This window comes from Amycolatopsis solani, assembly GCF_033441515.1.
In the GTDB taxonomy this organism is placed as follows: Bacteria; Actinomycetota; Actinomycetes; order Mycobacteriales; family Pseudonocardiaceae; genus Amycolatopsis; species Amycolatopsis solani.
In genome coordinates, this window is record NZ_JAWQJT010000001.1 from 2,991,167 (window position 1) to 3,011,603 (window position 20,437).

26 protein-coding genes are annotated in these 20,437 nt (G+C 71.8%); 13 read left to right on the top strand and 13 right to left on the bottom strand.

Translation table 11 applies throughout. The features are described 5' to 3' along the window. Window positions 1-50: 50 nt before the first annotated feature. Window positions 51-638, bottom strand: coding sequence for a biotin transporter BioY (locus SD460_RS14725; RefSeq protein ID WP_290053655.1), 588 nt, complete (start codon window positions 636-638; stop codon window positions 51-53). A 208-nt stretch (window positions 639-846) separates the two neighbouring features. On the opposite strand from SD460_RS14725, the gene SD460_RS14730 reads away from it, so the two are divergent. Beyond that, window positions 847-1,464 carry a choice-of-anchor P family protein gene (locus tag SD460_RS14730; protein ID WP_318306563.1) on the top strand — a complete coding sequence of 206 codons (618 nt, stop codon included), beginning with the start codon at window positions 847-849 and terminating at the stop codon, window positions 1,462-1,464. A 70-nt stretch (window positions 1,465-1,534) separates the two neighbouring features. Here the strand turns inward: SD460_RS14730 and SD460_RS14735 are convergent, their stop codons facing one another. Genes SD460_RS14735 through SD460_RS14745 form a run of 3 tightly spaced genes read right to left on the bottom strand, consistent with a single transcriptional unit; the run spans window position 1,535 to window position 4,068 of the window. Beyond that, window positions 1,535-2,179 carry a bifunctional 4-hydroxy-2-oxoglutarate aldolase/2-dehydro-3-deoxy-phosphogluconate aldolase gene (locus SD460_RS14735; protein ID WP_318306245.1) on the bottom strand — a complete coding sequence of 215 codons (645 nt, stop codon included), beginning with the start codon at window positions 2,177-2,179 and terminating at the stop codon, window positions 1,535-1,537. Further along, complete coding sequence (locus SD460_RS14740; RefSeq protein WP_247019244.1) at window positions 2,176-2,754, bottom strand: isochorismatase family protein; 579 nt, start codon at window positions 2,752-2,754, stop codon at window positions 2,176-2,178. Before SD460_RS14740 ends, SD460_RS14735 begins: the two co-directional genes overlap by 4 nt. A gap of 12 nt (window positions 2,755-2,766) precedes the next feature. After that, the gene (locus SD460_RS14745; RefSeq protein WP_318306246.1) at window positions 2,767-4,068 is read right to left on the bottom strand and encodes a nicotinate phosphoribosyltransferase; all 1,302 of its coding nucleotides are present in this window, start codon (window positions 4,066-4,068) and stop codon (window positions 2,767-2,769) included. A gap of 74 nt (window positions 4,069-4,142) precedes the next feature. On the opposite strand from SD460_RS14745, the gene clpS reads away from it, so the two are divergent. From clpS to SD460_RS14775, 6 genes are all read left to right on the top strand, one after another. Next, entirely contained in the window at window positions 4,143-4,442 is a 300-nt protein-coding gene (clpS, locus tag SD460_RS14750) for an ATP-dependent Clp protease adapter ClpS (RefSeq protein WP_247019249.1), read from the top strand. Further along, complete coding sequence (locus SD460_RS14755) at window positions 4,439-4,996, top strand: DUF2017 domain-containing protein (protein WP_125313000.1); 558 nt, start codon at window positions 4,439-4,441, stop codon at window positions 4,994-4,996. The genes clpS and SD460_RS14755 overlap by 4 nt, the downstream gene beginning before the upstream one ends. Beyond that, entirely contained in the window at window positions 4,993-5,973 is a 981-nt protein-coding gene (locus SD460_RS14760; protein ID WP_290053642.1) for a P1 family peptidase, read from the top strand. The genes SD460_RS14755 and SD460_RS14760 overlap by 4 nt, the downstream gene beginning before the upstream one ends. A gap of 71 nt (window positions 5,974-6,044) precedes the next feature. Then, window positions 6,045-6,452 (top strand): M67 family metallopeptidase, encoded by a 408-nt coding sequence (locus tag SD460_RS14765; RefSeq protein ID WP_290053640.1) that lies wholly within the window; start codon window positions 6,045-6,047, stop codon window positions 6,450-6,452. Between the two features lie 63 nt (window positions 6,453-6,515). Next, window positions 6,516-6,788, top strand: coding sequence for a MoaD/ThiS family protein (locus SD460_RS14770; RefSeq protein ID WP_086679767.1), 273 nt, complete (start codon window positions 6,516-6,518; stop codon window positions 6,786-6,788). A 3-nt stretch (window positions 6,789-6,791) separates the two neighbouring features. Then, window positions 6,792-7,742 carry a PLP-dependent cysteine synthase family protein gene (locus SD460_RS14775; RefSeq protein ID WP_290053632.1) on the top strand — a complete coding sequence of 317 codons (951 nt, stop codon included), beginning with the start codon at window positions 6,792-6,794 and terminating at the stop codon, window positions 7,740-7,742. 1 nt (window position 7,743) lies between these two features. On the opposite strand, the gene SD460_RS14780 is transcribed toward SD460_RS14775, so the two are convergent. Continuing rightward, window positions 7,744-8,571 (bottom strand): MBL fold metallo-hydrolase, encoded by an 828-nt coding sequence (locus SD460_RS14780; protein WP_290053630.1) that lies wholly within the window; start codon window positions 8,569-8,571, stop codon window positions 7,744-7,746. Window positions 8,572-8,580: 9 nt separating this feature from the next. Here SD460_RS14780 and SD460_RS14785 point away from each other — a divergent pair, with 9 nt between their 5' ends. Continuing rightward, entirely contained in the window at window positions 8,581-9,297 is a 717-nt protein-coding gene (locus tag SD460_RS14785; protein ID WP_290053628.1) for an aspartate/glutamate racemase family protein, read from the top strand. On the opposite strand, the gene SD460_RS14790 is transcribed toward SD460_RS14785, so the two are convergent. Both SD460_RS14790 and SD460_RS14795 read right to left on the bottom strand, forming a co-directional pair. After that, window positions 9,255-9,563, bottom strand: a complete 309-nt coding sequence (locus SD460_RS14790; RefSeq protein WP_318306247.1) for an arylamine N-acetyltransferase family protein — start codon at window positions 9,561-9,563, stop codon at window positions 9,255-9,257. The genes SD460_RS14785 and SD460_RS14790 overlap by 43 nt on opposite strands. Further along, window positions 9,560-10,105, bottom strand: a complete 546-nt coding sequence (locus SD460_RS14795; protein WP_318306248.1) for an arylamine N-acetyltransferase family protein — start codon at window positions 10,103-10,105, stop codon at window positions 9,560-9,562. The genes SD460_RS14790 and SD460_RS14795 overlap by 4 nt, the downstream gene beginning before the upstream one ends. Window positions 10,106-10,197: 92 nt before the next feature. On the opposite strand from SD460_RS14795, the gene SD460_RS14800 reads away from it, so the two are divergent. Genes SD460_RS14800 through rdgB form a run of 5 tightly spaced genes read left to right on the top strand, consistent with a single transcriptional unit; the run spans window position 10,198 to window position 13,847 of the window. Continuing rightward, on the top strand, window positions 10,198-10,848 hold the full coding sequence (locus tag SD460_RS14800; RefSeq protein ID WP_290053625.1) for a rhomboid family intramembrane serine protease: 651 nt from the start codon (window positions 10,198-10,200) through the stop codon (window positions 10,846-10,848). Continuing rightward, window positions 10,845-11,651, top strand: coding sequence for a glutamate racemase (murI, locus tag SD460_RS14805; RefSeq protein ID WP_318306249.1), 807 nt, complete (start codon window positions 10,845-10,847; stop codon window positions 11,649-11,651). Before SD460_RS14800 ends, murI begins: the two co-directional genes overlap by 4 nt. 29 nt (window positions 11,652-11,680) lie before the next feature. Further along, a complete protein-coding gene (locus tag SD460_RS14810; RefSeq protein ID WP_290053621.1) occupies window positions 11,681-12,448 on the top strand; it encodes an MBL fold metallo-hydrolase in 768 nt (255 codons plus the stop codon). 23 nt (window positions 12,449-12,471) lie between these two features. After that, window positions 12,472-13,248, top strand: coding sequence for a ribonuclease PH (rph, locus tag SD460_RS14815; protein WP_160694094.1), 777 nt, complete (start codon window positions 12,472-12,474; stop codon window positions 13,246-13,248). After that, window positions 13,245-13,847 carry an RdgB/HAM1 family non-canonical purine NTP pyrophosphatase gene (gene rdgB, locus SD460_RS14820; protein WP_290053615.1) on the top strand — a complete coding sequence of 201 codons (603 nt, stop codon included), beginning with the start codon at window positions 13,245-13,247 and terminating at the stop codon, window positions 13,845-13,847. Before rph ends, rdgB begins: the two co-directional genes overlap by 4 nt. Here rdgB and SD460_RS14825 read toward each other — a convergent pair. The 6 genes from SD460_RS14825 to SD460_RS14850 form a co-directional block, all read right to left on the bottom strand. Further along, window positions 13,844-16,972 (bottom strand): NACHT domain-containing protein, encoded by a 3,129-nt coding sequence (locus SD460_RS14825; RefSeq protein ID WP_318306250.1) that lies wholly within the window; start codon window positions 16,970-16,972, stop codon window positions 13,844-13,846. The genes rdgB and SD460_RS14825 overlap by 4 nt on opposite strands. 4 nt (window positions 16,973-16,976) lie before the next feature. Further along, window positions 16,977-17,450 (bottom strand): thioredoxin-dependent thiol peroxidase, encoded by a 474-nt coding sequence (gene bcp / locus SD460_RS14830; protein WP_290053610.1) that lies wholly within the window; start codon window positions 17,448-17,450, stop codon window positions 16,977-16,979. A gap of 15 nt (window positions 17,451-17,465) precedes the next feature. Next, complete coding sequence (locus tag SD460_RS14835; protein WP_290053607.1) at window positions 17,466-18,011, bottom strand: hypothetical protein; 546 nt, start codon at window positions 18,009-18,011, stop codon at window positions 17,466-17,468. A 192-nt stretch (window positions 18,012-18,203) separates the two neighbouring features. Further along, window positions 18,204-18,386: a hypothetical protein gene (locus tag SD460_RS14840; RefSeq protein WP_125313016.1), complete on the bottom strand. Its 183-nt coding sequence runs from the start codon at window positions 18,384-18,386 to the stop codon at window positions 18,204-18,206. Between the two features lie 134 nt (window positions 18,387-18,520). After that, on the bottom strand, window positions 18,521-19,408 hold the full coding sequence (locus SD460_RS14845) for a hypothetical protein (protein ID WP_290053599.1): 888 nt from the start codon (window positions 19,406-19,408) through the stop codon (window positions 18,521-18,523). A 63-nt stretch (window positions 19,409-19,471) separates the two neighbouring features. After that, window positions 19,472-20,365, bottom strand: coding sequence for an AraC family transcriptional regulator (locus SD460_RS14850; RefSeq protein WP_290053596.1), 894 nt, complete (start codon window positions 20,363-20,365; stop codon window positions 19,472-19,474). Window positions 20,366-20,437 lie beyond the last annotated feature (72 nt).

Here is a 20,437-nt window from a genome sequence, read left to right on the forward strand (position 1 = left end):
GATCGGTGATCCGTCGCGAACGGGCCGTTCGCGCCGGATCACCGACGGCGTCAGTCCTGCTCGCGGCCCGAGACGAGCTTCCAGGTGAGCGGCAGCAGACCCGCCGCCACGACGATCTTGATCGCGTCGCCGACCAGGAACGGCGTGACGCCCTTGGCGAACGCCGTCGAGAGGTCGAAGCCGGTCGACGCCATCAGCCACGGCACGCCGAACGCGTAGATCACGAGGTTGCCGAGCACCATGGTGCCCGCGGTGCGCACCGCCGTCCGGTCGCCGCCGCGGCCGGCGAGGGCGCCCACGAGCGCGCCGGCGAAGACGAAGCCCACGATGTAGCCGGCGCTCGCGCCGGACAGGCCCGCGGTGCCGTGCTGGAACCACGGCACGCCCACGGCGCCGACGAGCAGGTACACCAGCATCGACGCGGCACCGCGCGACATGCCGAGCGACGCGCCGACGAGCAGCGCGGCGAACGTCTGGCCGGTCATCGGCACCGGGCTGCCCGGCACCGGGATGGTCAGCTGCGCGGCGGCGCCGGTGAGCACGGCACCGCCGGCGACCAGCGCGATGTCCCGGACGAGCGAGCCGGGGACGAGGTCGGCCAGCACGGGCCGCTTGCCGGCGAAGGACAGCGAAGACACGAAACCTCCCTGGGTGAGCAAAGTCGATCGAGGTTAACGCTCGTTACCGCCGCAAAACCCGCGAAGTTGCGTTCCTCACCGGCCACTCGTCCGGGTGGACCCGATCAGGGACGGCGGCCGGGCTGCCGATGACGTAGTGGGTAACTACGACCTGTCACGAAACCGAGGAGGCCGGTGCATGCGAAACGCCAGGAAGAGGACATTCCGGTTGCTGGCCGTGACGACGTTGAGCGTGCCGCTCCTGGCCGCCGCGGCCCCCGGGACGTCCACCGGATGGGCGTCTTCGGGATCGCTGGACGTGACGATCGACAACGAGCACGTCGTCACCGGCGAGCTGGCGAAATGCACCGCCGACGGGCCGTACAGCGCGCAGACGCAGGGTGGTGCGACGGGCGACGTCGCCGCGTTCGGGATGGGCGAGTCCGGCTGCGGGCGCTCGGGGGCCGTCGCGGTCGCGCAGGCGTCGGGGCACCGGTTCTCGGCCACCGTGCTCAAGCGCTACGGCGGCCCGGTGATCACCGTGCGCACCTTCTCGGCGAAGTGCGCGACGAGCGAGAACGGCAGCGGCGGCGAGGTGTCGATCGGCGCCGTGCAGGGGATCACCGTGCCCGAGCAGATCCCGCCGAACCACCGGATCGTCATCCCCGGCGGTGCCGCGGGGACCGCGCTGGCGACGGTGGTGCTCAACGAGACCGTGACGCCGCAGCCGCCGGACGGCAGCCTGGTGACGCACGCGGTGCACATCCGGCTGTTCCCGCAGGGCGGCCCGGCGAGCGGGGACATCTACCTGGGCACGGCCGCCTGCGCCCCGTTCGGCAAGAAGTGACGGCGGAACTTTCCCTATGAAAGTGCCGCTTTGCGCCGCAAAGCGCAGCTTTCATAGGGAAAGTGGCGCCTCAGGGCGTGGTGAAGCGGGCGGCGGCCGCGACGAACTCGCCCGCGCGGGTGGCCAGGTCCGGGAGGCTGCCGCCGGCGGACAGGGCGTCCCCCAGCAGCGGGGTCGCCGCCGCGATCGCGATCGCGCCCGAGCGCAGGTAGGCCTCGACGTCGGCCAGGTGGACGCCGCCGGTCGGGACCAGCGGGACGTCCGGCAGCGGGGCGCGGACCGCGCGCAGGTACGCGACGCCGCCGACGGCCGCGATCGGGAACACCTTCACCGCGGCCGCGCCGAGGCGCCAGGCCTGGTCGATCTCGGTCGGCGTCAGCGCGCCGCAGACCACCGGCGTGTCCAGCTCCGCCGCGCGCTCCAGCACCGCCGGGTTGACCGTCGGGGTGATCAGGTACGCGGCGCCGGCGTCGACCGCGATGTCCACATCGGACGGTTCGCGGACGCTGCCCGCGCCGATCAGCGCGTCCTCGCCGAGGGCCAGGCGCAGCGCGGTGATCGCCGCCGGCGCGCCCGGCGTCGTCAGGGTCGCTTCGAGCAGGCGGACGCCCGCCGCGTGCAGCACCATCGCCGCGTCGGCGAACCGCGACGCGTCCGAGGCGCGCAGGATCGCGACGAGCCGGTGTTCCGCCAGCGCGGCCCGCAGGTCCTTCACGAAGCCGGCGGCACGGCGGCGGTGCCCGTGTAGGAGACGCCGGCTTCGTCGAAGTCCTTCAACGTCGCGTCGACCGTCGGCTGCGAGCCGCCGACCGTCAGGTCCAGCAGCACCCGCACGCCGAAGCCCGCCTTCGCCGCGTCGAGCGCCGTCGCGCGGACGCAGAAGTCCGTCGCGATGCCGACGACGTCGACGTCGGTGACGTCGTGCTCGCGCAGCCAGGCCTCCAGCGACTTCCCGTCGCGGGCCGCGCCCTCGAAGCCCGAGTACGCGGCGCTGTACTCGCCCTTCGAGAACACCTCGCCGATCGGGACGACGTCGAGCGCGGCGTGGAACGACGCCCCCGGCGTGCCGGCGACGCAGTGCACCGGCCAGCTGTCCTTGAAGTCGGGCGTCTCGCTGAAGTGGTCGCCCGGGTCGATGTGGTTGTCCCGGGTGGCCACGACGTGGCTGTACCCGCCCTCGGCGGCCTGCTTCGAGATGCCGGCGGCCGCGGCGGCTCCGCCCGGCAGGCCGAGCGAACCCCCCTCGCAGAAGTCGTTCTGCACGTCCACCACGATCAGCGCGGTCCCCATGGTCGGGCTCCTTCAGAGAAACAGCGTCGGGATTGCGGGCTCGCCGTGCGAGAGCTTCAGGCCCTCCCACGGCAGGCTGACCAGGCCGCGGCGCAGCCGTTGCCTGGCGTCGTCGAGCGTAGGCAGATCCGGCACCGGACGGCCAGCACGGATCAGCGGCAGCTGTAGCGGCCGGTCGTTGGGCTCCGCGGCGGGCGCCGTGCCCGCCGTGGTCCAGACGACCTCCTCGACCGCCGTGCCGGTGCCGCGGTGGCGCCGCAGCGCGGACTTCCGGCCGCCGCGCGACTCCTTGTGGGCACTGCGCTTGGCGACCGGCTTGCCGTCCACCTCGACCAGCTTGTAGACCATGCCGGCGGTCGGCGCGCCGGACCCGGTGACCACCGAGGTGCCGACGCCGTACGCGTCCACCGGCTCGGCGCGCAGCGCCGCGATGGCGTGTTCGTCGAGGTCACCGGAGACGACGATCCGGGTGTCCTTCGCGCCGAGGGAGTCCAGCTGCTCGCGGGCCCGGCGGGCGAGCGGGCCGACGTCGCCGGAGTCGATCCGGATCGCGCCGAGCTCCGGCCCGGCGACGCGGACCGCCGTCTCGATGCCGGCGGTGATGTCGTAGGTGTCGACCAGCAGCGTCGTGTCCGCGCCCATCTTCTCGACCTGCGCGCGGAAGGCCGCCTCCTCGCTGTCGTGCAGCAGCATGAAGGCGTGCGCGACGGTGCCCCGCGTCGGGATGCCGTAGCGGCGGCCCGCTTCGAGGTTGGACGTCGTCGCGAAGCCGGCCAGGTAGGCGGCGCGCGCGGCCGCGACCGCCGCGTACTCGTGCGTCCGGCGGCCGCCCATCTCGATGATCGGGCGGCCGTGCGCGGCGCCGGACATCCGGGCCGCCGCCGACGCGATCGCGCTGTCGTGGTTGAGGATCGACAGCACCAGCGTCTCCAGCAGCACGCACTCGGCGAACGAGCCGGTGACGGTCAGGATCGGCGAGCCGGGGAAGTACAGCTCGCCCTCGGCGTACCCGTCGAGGTCACCCGAGAACTCGTAGTCGGCGAGCCAGGACAGCGTCGCGTCGTCGACGACCGCGGTCGCCTCCAGCTGCGCCAGTTCGGCGTCGGTGAAGCGGAAGTCCGCGATGGCGTCGAGCACGCGCGCGGTGCCCGCGACGACGCCGTAGCGGCGCCCGTCCGGCAGGCGCCGGGCGAACACCTCGAACACGCAGGGGCGGTCCGCCGTCGCGTCGGCGAGCGCGCTGCCCAGCATGGTCAGCTCGTAGTGGTCGGTGAGCAGCGCAGTGCTGGTCGTGGCCGGCTCCGGTGAACCCATGGGGTCAGCCTATTCACCCACATGGCCGGACCTGGCGCGGCGTACCCCGTGACCCCCGTGACACCATGGGGTGCATGTCCACGCCTGTCGCATCCGAACAGACGCAGGTCGAGCCGGCCGGTGCGGAAGTAGCCGAGTCGGACACCCCCTGGCGGACCGTGGTCTGGAACGACCCGGTGAACCTGATGTCGTACGTGACGTACGTCTTCCAGAAGCTGTTCGGCTACAGCCGCGACCACGCCACCAAGCTGATGCTCGACGTGCACCAGAAGGGCAAGGCGATCGTGTCGTCCGGCAGCAAGGAGAAGGTGGAGACGGACGTGGCGAAGCTCCACGCGGCCGGTCTCTGGGCCACCATGGAGCAGACGTCGTGAACGGCTGGCGGCGCAAGGGCGCGGTCATCCACGCCGGGTTCGAGCAGCAGGAGGCCGCCGTCCTGCGCGGACTGGTCAGCCAGCTCGAAGACATGCTCACCGCGCGCGCCGAGGAGGCGCCGCAGGACGAGCTCGCCGAGCTGACCGGCATCCGGACCGGGCCCACCGAGTCCCCGGACGACCCGGTGCTCTCGCGGCTGCTCCCCGACTTCCACAAGCTCGACCCGGACAACCCGACCCGCGAGGACCTCGACTCGGCGTCGGCGATGCGGTCGCTGCACGAGCCGGAGCTGCTGGACATCAAGGTCGGCGTGGCGAAGATCGTGCTCGACACGCTGCCCCGCGACGGCGGCCACGTCCGGCTCACCGAGGAGCAGGCCGACGCCTGGCTGGGCGCGCTCAACGACGTCCGGCTGGCGCTGGGCACCGCGCTCGACGTCACCGAGGACATGCCCGACGAGCTGCCCGAGGACGACCCGCGGGCGCCGCACCTCGGCGTCTACCACTGGCTGACCTGGGTGCAGGAGACGCTGATCCAGGCGCTCACGGGATGATCACCGACGTCCCCGGCGTGCTGGTCGGGCACCACGAACGCGTTGGTGACGGCTGGGCCACCGGGACGACGGTGGTGCTCGTCCCCGGCGGCGCGGTCGGGGCCGTCGACCAGCGCGGGGGCGCGCCCGGCACGCGGGAGACGAACCTGCTCGAGCCGGAGAACCTGGTCCAGCGGGTCAACGCGGTGTGCCTGTCGGGCGGGTCGGCGTACGGCCTGGCCGCGGCTGACGGCGTGATGCGGTGGCTGTCGGAGCGGAACCTGGGCTTCCCGGTCGGCGCGCAGCCGCACGAGGTGGTGCCGATCGTGCCCGCGGCGGTGCTGTTCGACCTGCCGCGCAGCGAGTGGGGCAACCGGCCGGACGCGTCCTTCGGGTACGCGGCCTGCGACGCGGCCGCCCCTTCGTTCGCCGAGGGAACGGTCGGGGCCGGCGCCGGAGCGGCCGTGGGGTCGCTGAAGGGCGGGATCGGCTCGGCGAGCGAGGTCGTCGACGGGTTCACCGTCGGGGCGCTGGCGGCGGTCAACGCGGCCGGCGAGGCCGTCGACCTCTCGACCGGCCGGGCGTACGCGGCCGACCACGGCGACTTCGGCGTGACGTGGCCTTCACGGGCCGCCTCGCTGCCGTCTCGCCGGACCGACCTGAACACGACGATCGGCGTGGTCGCGGTCGACGCGGCGCTTTCGAAGGCGGAGGCGCGGCGGATCGCGGTCGCGGCCCAGGACGGGCTGGCGCGCGCGGTGCGCCCGGCCCACACGATGTTCGACGGCGACACGGTGTTCGCGCTGGCCACGGGCGAGCGCGAGCTCCCGGAGGCGAGCGGCCCGTTCGGCGCGGCGGCCCGCCCGGTGGCGCTGGACGCGCTGTGCTCGGCGGCGGCGCGGGTGTTCGCCCGGGCGATGGTGCACGGCCTGCTGGCGGCGACGACCGCGGGCGGGGTGCCGGCTTACCGGGACGTGTGGCCGGAGGCGTTCGGCTGAGTCGCCGCTGTGCTCCTGAGCACAGCATCTCAGGATATGGATCGCTTGTGTCCACGACCTAAGATGTCGATGTGCTCCGGATTCGCCGTGAACTCGTCGACGAGATCGTCGCCCACGCCCGCCGTGACCACCCCGACGAGGCGTGCGGGGTGATCGCCGGGCCCGAAGGCTCGGATTCGCCCGAGCGGTTCATCCCCATGCTGAACGCGGCCCGCTCGCCGACGTTCTACGAATTCGACTCCGCCGACCTGCTGAAGCTCTACCGCGAGCTGGACGCGAACGACGAAGCGCCGGTGGTCATCTACCACTCGCACACCGCGACCGAGGCGTACCCGTCGCGGACCGACGCGAACATCGCGGCCGAGCCCGGCGCGCACTACGTGCTCGTCTCCACCCGCGACCCCGAAGTGCACGAGTTCCGGTCGTACCGGATCGTGGACGCCGAGATCACCGAGGAGCCGGTCGAGATCATCGACTGACGACCGGAACAAAGCGCGCGCCGAGTGCGTCTGCGTCTAGGAAACCACCGGAGGTAAGAACCCATGGCCGTGACCGTCTCCATCCCGACGATCCTGCGCACCCACACCGGCGGCGAGAAGTCCGTCGAGGCGAAGGGCGCGACCGTGCTCGAGGTCATCGACGACGTCGAGTCCCGCCACGCCGGCATCAAGGGCCGCCTGGTCAAGGAGGAGAAGCTGCACCGCTTCATCAACGTCTACGTCAACGACGAGGACGTGCGCTTCGCCGGCGGGCTCGAGGCCGAGGTCAAGGACGGCGACACCCTGACCATCCTGCCCGCCGTGGCCGGTGGCTGATCGATGGCTCGCTTCGAGTCCCTGCTCGACGCGCTCGGCGGCACCCCGCTGGTCGGGCTGCCCCGGCTCTCGCCGACGCACGACGTGCGCCTCTGGGCGAAGCTGGAGGACCGCAACCCGACCGGCTCGATCAAGGACCGCCCCGCGCTGGCCATGATCGAGGCCGCCGAGCGCGAGGGCAAGCTCCGGCGCGGCTCCACGATCCTGGAGCCGACGTCGGGCAACACCGGCATCGCGCTGGCCATGGCCGCCAAGCTCAAGGGCTACGGGCTGGTCTGCGTCATGCCGGAGAACACCTCGACCGAGCGCAAGCAGCTGCTGCAGGCCTACGGCGCGCGGATCGTCTTCTCGCCCGCCGCGGGCGGCTCGAACGAGGCCGTCCGGCGGGCGAAGGAACTGGCCGAGGCCAACCCGGAATGGGTGATGCTCTACCAGTACGGCAACCCGGCCAACGCCGACGCGCACTACCGCGGCACCGGCCCGGAGCTGCTCAAGGACCTGCCGACGCTGACGCACTTCGTCGGCGGCCTCGGCACGACCGGCACGCTCGTCGGCTGCGGGCGGTACCTGCACGAGGCGAAGCCGGACGTCCAGATCATCGCGGCCGAGCCGCGCTACGGCGAGCTGGTGTACGGCCTGCGCAACCTGGACGAGGGGTTCGTGCCCGAGCTGTACGACCCCAGCGTCCTGAACGGCCGGTACTCGGTCGGCGCGTACGACGCGCTCCGCCGCACGCGTGAGCTGCTGGAGCACGAAGGCATCTTCGCGGGCATCTCGACGGGCGCGGTGCTGCACGCGGCGCTGGCCGTCGCCGAGAAGGCCGCGGCTCGCGGCGAGACGGCCGACGTCGCTTTCGTCGTCGCCGACGCCGGGTGGAAGTACCTGTCGACGGGTGCGTACGCCGGTTCGCTGGACGAAGCGGCGGAGCGGCTCGACGGCCAGCTCTGGGCCTGAGCTACTCCGCTTTCCAGAGTTCGGGCAGGGCGAGGCCGACCCCGTCGGCCTCGGCCAGCCGCTCGAACGTGGCCATCGTCGTGCCCAGGTCGTCGAAGACCTTCGGCAGGAGCTTGAGCGGCTTGTTCAGCGGCCGCCAGAAGGCGTCCCAGTGCACCGGCCGGACGGTCCGGGCGCCGACCGCGCCGACGGTCTCCCGCCAGTACTCCTCTCGCCAGTCCTCGGTCTGCTTCCCCGCCGCGCCGATGCCGAGGTAGACGACGTCCGCCGCGTAGCCGTCGAGCGCGCCGGGCACGAAGTTCGCCGACGCGTGGACCAGCACGGTGCCCGCCGCGTGGGCGATGTGGAACGAGTAGCACCGCCCGGTCTTGAACGCCTTCGTCTTCGCCGGCAGCCGGACCGGCTCGGTGATCTCGCCGGGCACGCGGTCGCCGTCGCTGTGGCGGGCGTCGACGGGCGTCACGGTGAACGCGCCGAACTTCACCGGCGTACCCGGCACCAGCTCCTCGAACGGCTCGGCCGCCAGGTCGTAGCCCTCCTGGATCTTGCGCGTCGAGGCCGACCCGGCCAGCGTGGCGCCGGTCAGCTTCGCGACCACCGGCGCGTCCAGGGCGTGGTCGACGTGCGAGTGCGCGACCAGGACGGCGTCCAGTGCCGTGATGCCCAGCCGGCGCAGGGCCTCGTCGATCCGGTCGCGGTCCGGGGCCACCCGCGTCGCCAGCTTCAGCGGTGACGGGCGTGAGAAGAAGCCGTCGACCAGCACGGCCGATCCGCCGTCGGTGACCAGGACGTTCGAGACCCCGGCGAACGCCGTGCGCAGTTCGGGCATGCTGTCACTATGAAGGTCATCGGGCTGCTCGGCGGGATGAGCTGGGAATCTTCCGCCCAGTACTACCGGCTCGTCAACGAACGGGTGAAGGACGTCCTCGGCGGGTTCCACTCGGCGCGCACCGTGCTCTACTCGGTCGACTTCGCCGAGATCGAGCGCATGCAGGCCGACGGCCGCTGGGACGACGCCGGCGCCGAGCTGAACCGCGCCGCCAAAGCCCTCGAAGCGGCCGGTGCCGACGTCGTCGTGCTCTGCACCAACACCATGCACAAGGTCGCCGACCAGGTCGAAGAGGGCCTCGGCATCCCGCTGCTGCACCTCGGTGACGCCACCGCCGCGGCCGTGCGGGCCGCCGGGATCCGCCGGGTCGGCCTGCTCGGCACCGCGTTCACCATGGGACAGTCCTTCTACCGCGACCGCCTCGCCGCGCACGGCCTCGACGTGCTTGTGCCGCCCGCCGAAGACCGCGACCTCGTGCACCGGGTGATCTACGACGAGCTCGTGCTCGGCGTCGTCGAACCCGCCTCCCGAGAGGCCTACCGCGGGGTGATCGCGCGGCTCGTCGAGGCCGGTGCCGAAGGCGTGATCTACGGCTGCACGGAGATCGAGCTGCTGGTCGGGCCGGAGGACTCCCCGGTGCCGGCCTTCCCCACGACCCGCCTGCACGCCGAGGCGGCGGTGGACTACGCGCTGGGCACCACCTCGCTGCCCGTGCCGCCGGCGTGAGCCTCGTGCTGGGCGGCGCACTGCCGCCACAGCCGCTCGCGCTCCTCCGCCGTGAACAGCGACGACCGGATGCCGAACACGTCACCGGCGGCCGCCCACCAGTCCGCGGGTGACTCGATCAGCTCCTTGGCGCCGTGGCGGTTCAGCGTCAGCGCGCGCAGGGTGTCGACGCCCGCCTCGTCCCGCCGCTGCACCACGCAGACCCGCACGAACCCGGACTCCGGGGCGCTCGACAGCCACGCGTGTTTCTCCGCGAAGTCGGTCATCTCCGCGACTCCGGGCGCGAAATCCATGCCGGTGAAGCTGCCGGAGGGGTCGTGCTCGAACCGCCAGCCGCCCGGCGCCACTCGGACGGCCGCAGCCGGTAGGTGTGCGGGCCCTGCACGTAGGTGCCTTCCCGGAGGGGGAGCGGCTCGTGCGGGCCGTCGCCGAGCCCGGTGTCGGCCAGGAACTCCGCGCCCGGCGCGTCCGGCAGCCCGGCGACGGTCAGCGCCAGGTGGTTCCGGTCGATGTTCGGCGCGTCCGCCGCGCTGCTCTGCACCCCGCCGATGTGCCGCGTCACCTGGTAGCCGAGCGCGCGCAGCAACGCCGAAAAAGCGCCGTTGAGGTGGTAGCAGTACCCGCCGCGGCCCCGCAGGATCCGCGCCAGCGAAGCCGGCGGGTCGAGCGGGGCCGGCCGCCCGAGCTGGACCTCGAGCGCTTCGTAGGGCACGCGTTCGACGTGCGCCGCGTGCAGCCGCCGCAGCGCGGCGAGGCTCGGCGGCTCGGGACCGAGGCCGAGCCGCGCGAGGTAACCGGTGACGTCCATGCCGGCCACGCTAGCGGCGGGCACCGACAAAACCGCCGGATCAGGGATTTCACCCGAGGCGCGGGCGCCGGACCCGGACGTAGCCTCGAACCGTGAGCACACCGATCCCCGCCCCGGACACCCACGCCGCAACGGATGCCGCCAAGCGCGTGCTGCCGCCGCGACCGAAGGCGGCCGCGCTCGTCGCGCTGTCGTTCACCCTCCTGCTCTACCTGGTCGAGCTGGTGGACGTGATCTTGCCCGGCGACCTCGACCAGGGCGGCATCCATTCCCGCGAGCTGTCCGGGCTGGACGGTGTGCTCTTCGCGCCGGTGCTGCACGCCGGCTGGTCGCACCTGTTCGCGAACACCGTGCCCGTGCTGCTGTTCTCCTTCCTCGCGATGGCCGCGGGAATCGGCCGGTTCGCGCTGGTCACGGCCATCATCTGGGTGGTGTCCGGGCTCGGCGTGTGGCTGACCGGGCCGGCGAACGCGGTCACCGTCGGCGCGTCCGGGCTGGCCTTCGGCTGGCTCGCCTACCTGCTGGTCCGCGGCATCTTCAACCGCGCCGCCGGGCAGATCCTCGTCGCCGTCGTCCTGCTCGGCGTCTGGAGCGGCATGCTGGCCGGGCTGCTGCCGGGCAACACCGGCGTCTCCTGGCAGGGCCACGTCTTCGGCGCGCTCGCCGGCGTCCTCGCGGCGTGGCTGACCACCCGCCGGTCGCGCAAAGCCGTCCCGGCCGCGCCGGGTAACCTCGAGGTGTGACGTCTCCGCCCGCTGATGCCCCGGTCGGCGTGTTCGATTCCGGCGTCGGCGGGCTCACGGTCGCGAGGGCGATCCTCGAGCAGCTCCCCGCCGAGCAGCTCCGCTACGTCGGCGATACGGCGCACAACCCGTACGGCCCGCTCCCGATCGCCACCGCGCGCAGCTACGCCCTAGCGGCGCTCGACGAACTCGTCGAGAGCGGCGTGAAAGCCTTGGTGATCGCCTGCAACACGGCGTCCGCGGCCTGCCTGCGCGACGCCCGCGAGCGCTACGACGTCCCGGTGATCGAGGTCGTGCTGCCCGCCGCGCGCCGGGCCGTCGTCGCGACGCACACCGGGCGCGTCGGCGTCATCGGCACCGAGGGCACCGTGCGGTCGAGGGCCTACGAGGACGCGTTCGCCGCGGCGCCGGCCATCACGCTCACCAGCGTCGCCTGCCCGCGGTTCGTGGACTTCGTCGAGCGCGGCATCACCTCCGGCCGCCAGGTGCTCGGGCTCGCGGAGGGCTACCTGCAGCCGCTGCTCGACGCGCAGGTCGACACGCTCGTGCTCGGCTGCACGCACTACCCGCTCCTGCAGGGCGTGCTGCAGATCGTGATGGGCCAGGAGGTGACCCTGGTGAGCAGTGCCGAGGAGACCGCGAAGGACCTCGTCCGCGTGCTCACCGAACTCGACCTGCTGACCACCCGGGACACCCCGCCGCAGCACGAGTTCGTGGCCACCGGCTCGGCCGAGCCGTTCGCGCGGCTCGCCCAGCGGTTCATGGGCTTCGCCCCGGGTGTCCTCGCTCCCACCACCGCGTGATCAACGCGGCGGACGCTTAGGGTGTCGAAGTGCGACTGACCATCCTCGGGTGCTCCGGCAGCATCCCCGGGCCGAACGCGGCCGCGTCCGGTTACCTGGTCGAGGCCGAGGGCTTCCTGCTCGGCCTCGAACTCGGGAACGGCACGCTGGCGCAGCTGCAGGCCGTGGCCGACCCGTTCGACCTCGACGCGCTCGTGCTCACGCACCTGCACCCCGACCACTGCGCCGACGTCAGCGCGCTCACCGTCCTCCGGCGCTACCACCCGGCGCCGCCGTACCCGGCGCGGCCGCGCCTGCTGCCGCTGTACGCCCCGCCGGACGCGCCCACCCGGCTGGCCAACGCGTACGCGCCGAACGAGACCGAGCGGGCCGTCACGGACCTCTCGGACGTCTACGCCTTCCGGCCGCTGCGGGCGGAGCCGTTCCGGATCGGGCCGTTCGACGTCGTCGCGGTCGAGGTCGACCACCCGACTCCCGCGTACGGCCTCCGGATCTCCTACGGCGGCCGGATACTGGCGTTCACCGGCGACACCGGGCCGTGCGCGGCGCTGAACGAGCTCGCCGACGGCGTCGACCTGCTGCTCGCGGAGGCGTCCTGGACGGATTCGGCGGAGCGGCCGCCGGGTGTGCACCTGTCCGGCAAGCAGGCGGGCGAGCTGGCGCGCGACGCCGGTGTCGGCCGGCTGCTGCTGACGCACATCGCGCCGTGGACCGACGCCGGCGCGGTTCTCGCGGAGGCGTCGGCCGAGTTCGCCGGGGCCGAGGTCGTCAAGCAGGGTGCCGTCTACGACGTGTGAACGGCCGGTCCTAGAGTGCTCCCGTGGCTCGAAAAGATGGCAGGAACGACGACCAGCTCCGTGACATCAAGATCACCCGGGGGTTCCAGCAGTGGCCGGCGGGTTCGGTGCTGATCGAATTCGGCAACACGCGGGTGCTGTGCGCGGCGAGCGTCACCGAAGGCGTCCCGCGCTGGCGGGCCGGCTCCGGCCTCGGCTGGGTGACGGCCGAGTACGCGATGCTGCCGTCCGCGACCAACACCCGCGGTGACCGCGAATCGGTGAAGGGCCGGATCGGCGGCCGCACGCACGAGATCTCCCGGCTGATCGGCCGTTCACTGCGCGCCTGCATCGACCTGGCGGCGCTGGGCGAGAACACGATCGTCATCGACTGCGACGTCATCCAGGCCGACGGCGGCACCCGCACGGCCGCGGTGACCGGTGGTTACGTGGCGCTGGCGGACGCGATCACGTGGCTGGGCGCGGCGAACCGCCTCAACGACCCGCAGCCGCTGTCGTCCTCGGTGGCCGCGGTGAGCGTCGGCGTGGTCGACGGCCGCGTCCGGCTCGACCTCCCGTACGAAGAGGACTCGCGCGCCGAGGTCGACATGAACGTGGTGGCGACGGACGCGGGCACGCTGATCGAGGTCCAGGGCACCGGCGAGGGGGCGACGTTCGCGCGGTCCACTTTGGACAAGATGCTGGACATCGCGCTGGCGGGGTGTGAAGAACTGACCCGCTTGCAGAACGAGGCGCTGGCGCTGCCGTACCCCGGGGAGCTGCCGGAGCCGCGGCCGGACAAGAAGAAGGGGTCGAAGTGACGAAGCTGCTGCTGGCTACGCGGAACGCGAAGAAGCTGGGCGAGCTTCGGCGAATCCTCGAGGCTGAGGGGATTTCGGGCATCGAGGTGCTGGGTCTCGCTGACGTGCCTTCGTTTCCGGAGGCGCCCGAGACAGCTCCGGACTTCGAGGGCAACGCTGTCGCCAAGGCCCGGGATGCTGTTGCGGCTACGGGGTTGCCTGCCATTGCCGATGACTCCGGTCTGGCTGTCGATGCGTTGAACGGGATGCCCGGGGTGTTGTCGGCTCGGTGGTCCGGTCGTCACGGGGATGACGAGGCGAACCTGGACCTGGTGCTGGGGCAGCTCCGGGATGTTCCGGACGAGCGCCGCGGGGCCCAGTTCGTGTGCGCGGCGGCGTTGGTGCTGTCGTCGGGCGAGGAGACGGTCGTTCGCGGCGAGTGGCGTGGGAGTCTGGTGCGCGCTCGGCAGGGCGTGAACGGGTTCGGGTACGACCCGATCTTCCGGCCGGATGGGGAGTCGCGCACGTCGGCGGAGATGGAGCCGGCGGAGAAGGACGCCCTTTCCCACCGGGGGCGGGCTTTGCGGGCGCTGCTGCCGGCGTTGCGGGACCTGGCTTAGACCAGTTTGACGCCGGGGCCGAGCTTCTCCGTGCCGAGGAGCTCGGTTCCGGTTGCCTGGATGATCAACTGTTGATCGGCTAGTGAGCTGAGGTCAACGGGTGTGGTGAGAAAATCGAGCGAGAGCTTGCGTATCCGAAGAGTGGCGAGGGGTGCGAGATCGCGGAGTTCCACGCCCGACAAGTAGAGCGCGGTGATTCGTGGGAAGCATTTGGCGACTGCTTCACCGTTCACCGTGTTCGCTTTCGAGCCTATCTGTCGATAAAAGCCTATCTTCGTGGGTGCGGTAAGGGGTGTCGAGGCATTGAGTGCTCTTGCTTGAATTGCCGTGAGCCCGAGCGTCTCGAGTCTGTTGAGAAAGCTCAAGGGATTGAGGGATTCTGTTAATTCCAGGTTTCCGAGAGCTAGGTATCTGATACTTGTCAACTCGCTGAATTCATCGAGACTTTGCCAAGGAGCATTGTTGTCAAGGGTGAGGATTTCAAGCTTCTTGAGACTCTTCAATCTTCGAACGTTGGCGAAGCTGTGCGCGGAGTAGATCGATACTTCAACAAGTCCTGGATGCTTGTTCAACGGATCAAGATCGACAGTTGTCTCGTTGTGACTGAAGTCCAGCGCGATTCGAGTCAGGTGGGGCAGTTCGCGGAGAGAGTCAAGGTCGAGGTCGAGCGGTGTCTCCGAAGCGCGAAAACCGAGGCTCAGCTCGGTCAGGTTCTTCAGGTGGTGGACATGCGACAACAGCCGCGCGGTTTCGAGCTCGATAGCGCCGTTCTCCAAGGGGGCATCGGCCAAGACCTCGACCGCGAACCGCTCGGGATCGAAGTACTGCCAGGCTTGAACCAACTGCCTCTGCACCGCCGAGCGCGGGTCCTGTGCGTACCCGCGCAGCAGGTTCAGCGCATCAGCTCCCGCGGTGAGCGCCGCGGCTCGGACCGTGGCCGCGGCCACTGCGTCCGACAGTCCCCCGAGGGATTCCGGCAGGTACCGCAACACGCGGTGCCCGATCGACGCCAGCGACCGCGTCTCCCGCAAGCTCCGCGGCGGCACCAGCTGTTCCCGGATCACCGCCTCGACCCGCGCGATGACGTCCGGCGAAGCGTTGCTCACCGTCTCCAAGCACGCCGCCGCCAAAAGGCGCAAGTGGCGCGCGTGCCGGGGTTCCTCGTCAGCCCGGTCCAGGATCCCGGTCAACAACGTCCCGACCTGGTGGTGCTTCCCGTGGCCGCAGGCCATCACGAACGTCTCCCACCACGTGTCCAGGTGGGCCTTCGCGATCAACGTCTCCAGGTGGTCCTGTTCCGTGGCTTCGTTGGCGGCCAAGCACTCCTGAAACGTCCGGTGCACGAAGTCGACCCGGTCCCTGACCGGCTCCCGCAGCACGCCGCTGCGTTCCAGCAGGTGGTCCAGGACTTCGGCGGGCGTGTGGTCGACGTGCGGCAGTGAAGGCAGCCGGCGCGCGAGGTGGGACAGCACCCGGTCCTTCGGCAGCTCCACTTTCGACGCCAGCGAAAGCCGCCAAGCCAGATCGCCCAGCAGGACTTCCTTCTGCGTCTCGGTGAGCAGCACGCCGATGTGGCGCTCCGCGTCGCGCAGGTGAAGCAGCATCGACAACGCCTTGCGGTACAGGTCCATCCGGTCCCGCGGCAGCTCGGACCGGTGCGCCAGGTTCAGCGCGCACAACATCGCGCACAGCAACGGGCTCGCGGCCAGTGTTCTCAAGTGCGGGCGGCTGTCGAGCTGGTTCAGCAGCCGCCGCTGGACCGCGGGGACGTCGGTGCCCGGGCGGACCGTGCCGCCGGCCGCGGCCGCCTTGTGCCAGCGGGCCACCAGTGCCTCGATGTCGTCCGCGCTCATCGGTTCCAGCAGGAGGCTGCCGAAACCCTCCTGCGCCAGCCAGCGCTGGTCGGCCGCCGCCGTGCGGGCGGTCACCACGATCAGCGTGGCGGGGAACGCCGAAGACAGCTTGCGCAGCCACGACTTCACCTCGCGGCGGTGGCTGGTGCCCACTTCGTCGACGCCGTCGACCAGGACCAGCGCCCGGCCGCTTTCGAGCACCCGGCGGGCCCAGCCCGGCGGCGGCGCCTGCATCGGCGCGATGTGGGCGAGGAAGTCCTCCGGCCGCGGCAACGGCTCCGCGGCGAAGCTGCGCAACCGGATCGGGAACGGGACCCGGCCGTTCCAGCCCGCGAGCTTGCCCGTGAACCGGCCGCCGGCCGCCGTCACCGCCAGCCAGTCCAGCAGCGTCGTCTTGCCCGACCCGGCCTCGCCGCGCACCAGGACGCGGGTGGCGCCGCTCAACGCCGTCTCGACGCGCATGTTCCCACTGCCCGCCCGGCTCTGGCGCTTCTCGAACCAGAGCTCGTCCAGGCGGCGGTCCGCCCGGCGCGGCTCGCCTTCCGGGGAAACGCTCAGGCTCAGGTAGGCGACCGTCAGCGGCAGCGCCGGCTGGTCGTCCACGGTCAGGCCGAGCAGTTCCAGCCGGTCGAGCTCGCGGGCCAGGAGGCGCCGGTACGCCGCTTCGAACTCGGCGTCGTGGTCGACCCCCTCGGGGGCCGCGAGGCTCGTCTTCGGCACCCGGGCCAGCAGTTCGTCGAGCTGGTCGCTCTGGCGGCTCAAGCGGCCGAGCACCTCGGCCAGCGCGCGGGGCTGGAACGACGGCAGGTGGCGGACCACCTGCACGAGGTGACGGCACGACAGGTCCAGCACCAGCTCGTACAGCGCCGCCGCGCGCGGGGCGAGAAGCCGTTCGCGTGTCAGGTCGCCGCGGAGCTTCCTGGCCAGCTGCTCGGGATCCGCGTCCACCGTCAGGAAGGCTTCGTCGGACAGGTCCGCGCCGGTCAGCGCGTCTTCCACGGCGAGGAAGGCGGCGTCGATCTCGTTCTGCGGCAAGGAAGAGAAACGGTCGGCGAGCACCGCCTCCAGCTGCTCGGCCACCTGCGTGCCGATCGTCCGGACGAGGTTCTCGAGCTTGCGCCGCTCCAGCGGTCCCTTGAGTTCGCCGGCGGCCAAGTCGGCCAGGTCGGCGGAGCGTTCGTAGCTCGCCTTCCGCCGCCGCAGCCACGACTTCGCCGCGGCCGAGGCGATCTGCCCGCCCAGCTTGAGCGCCGGCCCCTCCAGGCTCGTCAACGCGTCAGGAGGCGAGGCCGAGGTCTCGGATCAGCTTCGCCACGTGGCCGGCCGCCCGGACGTTGTACCAGGCGTGGGCGATCTTGCCGTCCGGGTCGACCACGAACGTCGAGCGGATGACGCCCATGTACGTCTTCCCGTAGTTCTTCTTCTCGCCGTACGCGGCCCACGCCTCGATGACCGACTTCTCCGGGTCGCCCAGGATCGGGAACGTCAGCTTCTCGTGCTCCGCGAACTTCGCCAGCTTCGCCTGCGTGTCCGGGGAAATGCCGATGACGCGGTAGCCGGCGTCGTTCAGCTGGGCCAGGTTGTCGCGGAAGTCGCAGGCCTGCTTCGTGCAGCCCGGGGTGCTCGCCGCCGGGTAGAAGTAGACGACCACGGACTCGCCGCGGAAGTCGTGCAGGGAGACGTCCTTGCCCTCGCTGTCGGGCAGGGTGAAGTCCGGGGCTTCGTCACCCGGGGAAAGACGCTCGGTCATGGGCCGAGCCTAACGTCATGCAGGACCGCAGTAGGTGACCACGGCGGGTTCGGTCGCGCTCGGGCGGAACTGCAGGCGCAGCTGTGCCTGCTCGCGCGGTACCGCGAACGCCAGCGTGAGGTGCGCCGAACGGCCCGGCAGCACGTCCTTGCCCGCGTCGGTGATGCCCGTGAAGCCCTGTGTCGTGTCCACGACCTGCTTGACGGCCGTGCCCGACACCGTCGCGGTGACCGTGAGGCCCGACAGCTTGTAGATCGTCGCGCCGTCGTTCGTCAGCTGGATGTCGAACGCCGCGCCGCGCGGGCTCTGCGGGTACGCCGACGAGCTGGGGCGGAACGACTTCGGGGAGCCGACCGAGATGGTGAGGCCGCTGGCGAACCGGTGGTCGGCGCCGAACTTCAGGTCGTTGCCCGCCTGCGAGGCCGAGACCCCGGCACCGGCCGGGGAGCCGGCGGCGCCCAGTGCCGCCGTGCCGCCCTGCGTCGAAGGGACCCCGCACGCCACCGCCAGGCCGAGCAGTCCTGAGGTGAACATGATCTTGCACGTGCGCGCGAGCGCCATCGCGGGTACTCCAGTCGGCGGGTCGGGGGTGCCGTTCGGCAACGGGGGATGCCGGGCGAACCCGCTCCACTCTGGCCGTGATCGCGCGTGGTTACGAGGCGCGACGGGGGGTTGTCGCGCACCTGGTGCCACCCCGTGGCCAATCCGTGACCGGAAGCGCACCGCTGGTGACAATCACTGCCCACATGCCACTTAAACGGCGAGCGCGAACAGCAGGATGAAGATCGCCACGCCGGCCACCCACGCGGCCATCAGCCAGCCGAAATCGCGGATCGGGTCGACCGCGCGGCTCTCTTCGCCGGGCACGTAGACGCCGCGTTCCTCGAACCAGTCCGCCCAGCGAGCGAACCAGCCCAACGGGTTGCGCGACGACATGCTCCACCTCCGGCCCGGGCACCTGGAGTCACAGTACGGGGTCGTCGGTGGCCACCGAAAGGCATGTGACTGCTTACCGCCCGTGACTCGACGTGCCACGGGCGAGTGAACTCTGACGGCGCCCGTGTAGACCTTCAGGCGGCGCCGTTGCGCTGGAGCACCGACACCGCGCGGACGGTCGCGTAGCCCCGCCATTCGAGCTCCGCGGCAGGCGAATAGCTCGCGAAATCGACCCGCCAGCCGCCGTCGTCCTGCTGCTCGCCGGCCAGCCGCCGCAGTTCGCTCTCGATGACACCGTCCTCGAACAACGCGCGGGCCGGGCGGTCCGGCAGGGGCGCGAAGTCCAGTGCGCGCAGGGTTTCGCCGTCCGAGCCGCCGGCCACCGGGGCCAGGCCGTCGGGCGGGACGAACGCGGCCAGGCGGTCCAGCAGCCCGGGCGCTTCCGCGTGGAGGTCGTGTGCGGCGTCCACGAACTGCACCGCGAACGACAGCTCGATCGCGTGCGGCGCCGCGGAAAGCGCGCGGATGGCGCGGAAGCAGTACTGCGTCGCGGCGGCCAGCCACGGGTGTTCGCGCACGGCGGGGTCGTGGCGGGCGACGCGCAGGGCGACACCGGCGGTGAACGCGGTGCTCTGCAGGGTGGCGACCGCCGGATCGGCCTGCGCCCAGAAGGGCGCGCAGCCCGCCGGGTCCGCCACGGGCACGGCGAAGGGCAGGCCGCCGTCCGGCAGCGAGACCGACGCGAGCCAGTCGCAGAGCTTCGCCGCGTGCGGCGACGTGCCGGGCGCGATGTCTTCGAACACCTCGAAGGCGTGCAGCGCGCCACCGGGCTGGCTCTCCGGCGCCCGCAGGTCCGGCTCGAGGCCCCAGCCGTAGCCGCCGTCGGGGTTGCGGTACCCGTCGACGGCGGCCAGCACGGCACCGGCATCGGTCCGGCCGCCGAGCAGCTCGAAGCGGCGGCGGTCGAGGAGGCGGGCGTGCGTCGCCATGAACGACGCCGCCGCGGAAAGGTTCACCGACATGCGGTCAGCCTCGCACCCGGCCGGGGCGGCGGTCTTGAACGGATCGGCACCCGGCGTGCGGAGTCAGGGGAGCTGGGGGCCGGCGGGCGCCGCGGCCTCACGAAGGCGGGCCGCGTCCTGGCCCGGTGGGGCGCCGAACAGGCGGCGGTACTCGCGGTTGAACTGCGACGGGCTGTCGTAGCCGACCAGGTGGCCGACGCCCGCGACGTCGCCCGCGTCCGCCAGCAGCAGCGAGCGGGCCTCCTGCAGGCGGATGCGCTTCTGGAACTGCAGCGGGCTCAGCGCCGTGACCGCGCGGAAGTGGCGGTGGAACGCCGACGGGCTCAGGTCGCTCAGCCGGGCGAGTTCCTCGATCCGCATCGGCTCGGCGTAGTTGGCCCTGATCCACCGGATCGCCCGGCTGACGTGGGACAACCCGCTGTCGGCCAGGCCGATCTGGCGCACCAGGCCGCCGTGCGGGCCGGTCAGCAGGCGCCAGAGGATCTCGCGCTCGATCAGCGGGGCGAGCACCGGCGCGTCGGCTGGGTGGTCGAGCAGCCGCAGCAGCCGCACCGCCGCGTCCAGCAGCTCGGGGCTCGCGTCGCCGGTCGCGATCGGGGACGGCGGTGGCGTGCGGGACCAGCGGCCGGGCGGGGACTCCAGCAGCAGCGGGGCGATCGCCGCCGGGCGCAGGGGCAGGCCGAGACCCAGCGCCGGGGTTCGCGGGGTCGCGCCGATGAAGTGGCCGGTGACCGGCAGTTCGGTGCTGACCAGCAGGTACTGCCCGGCGCGGTATTCGTGGACGCGGTCGCCGAGCAGCAGCCGCTTGCCGCCCTGAGCCATGACGACGAACAGGGGGTCGGCGAGCGAGTGGTGCGGCTCGCTGGTGTCCACTTTGGACAAGAGGAGCCCGGGGACCGGGGTGCGCAGGTCTTCGCGAGCGTGGGTGGCGACGAGGTCCCGCATCTTGGTGAGCACTCATCCAGGAAACCCACATCGAGAGGATCGTGCAAGGGCGTGCGGGCATCGATCTACCGAACGCCGGGTTAA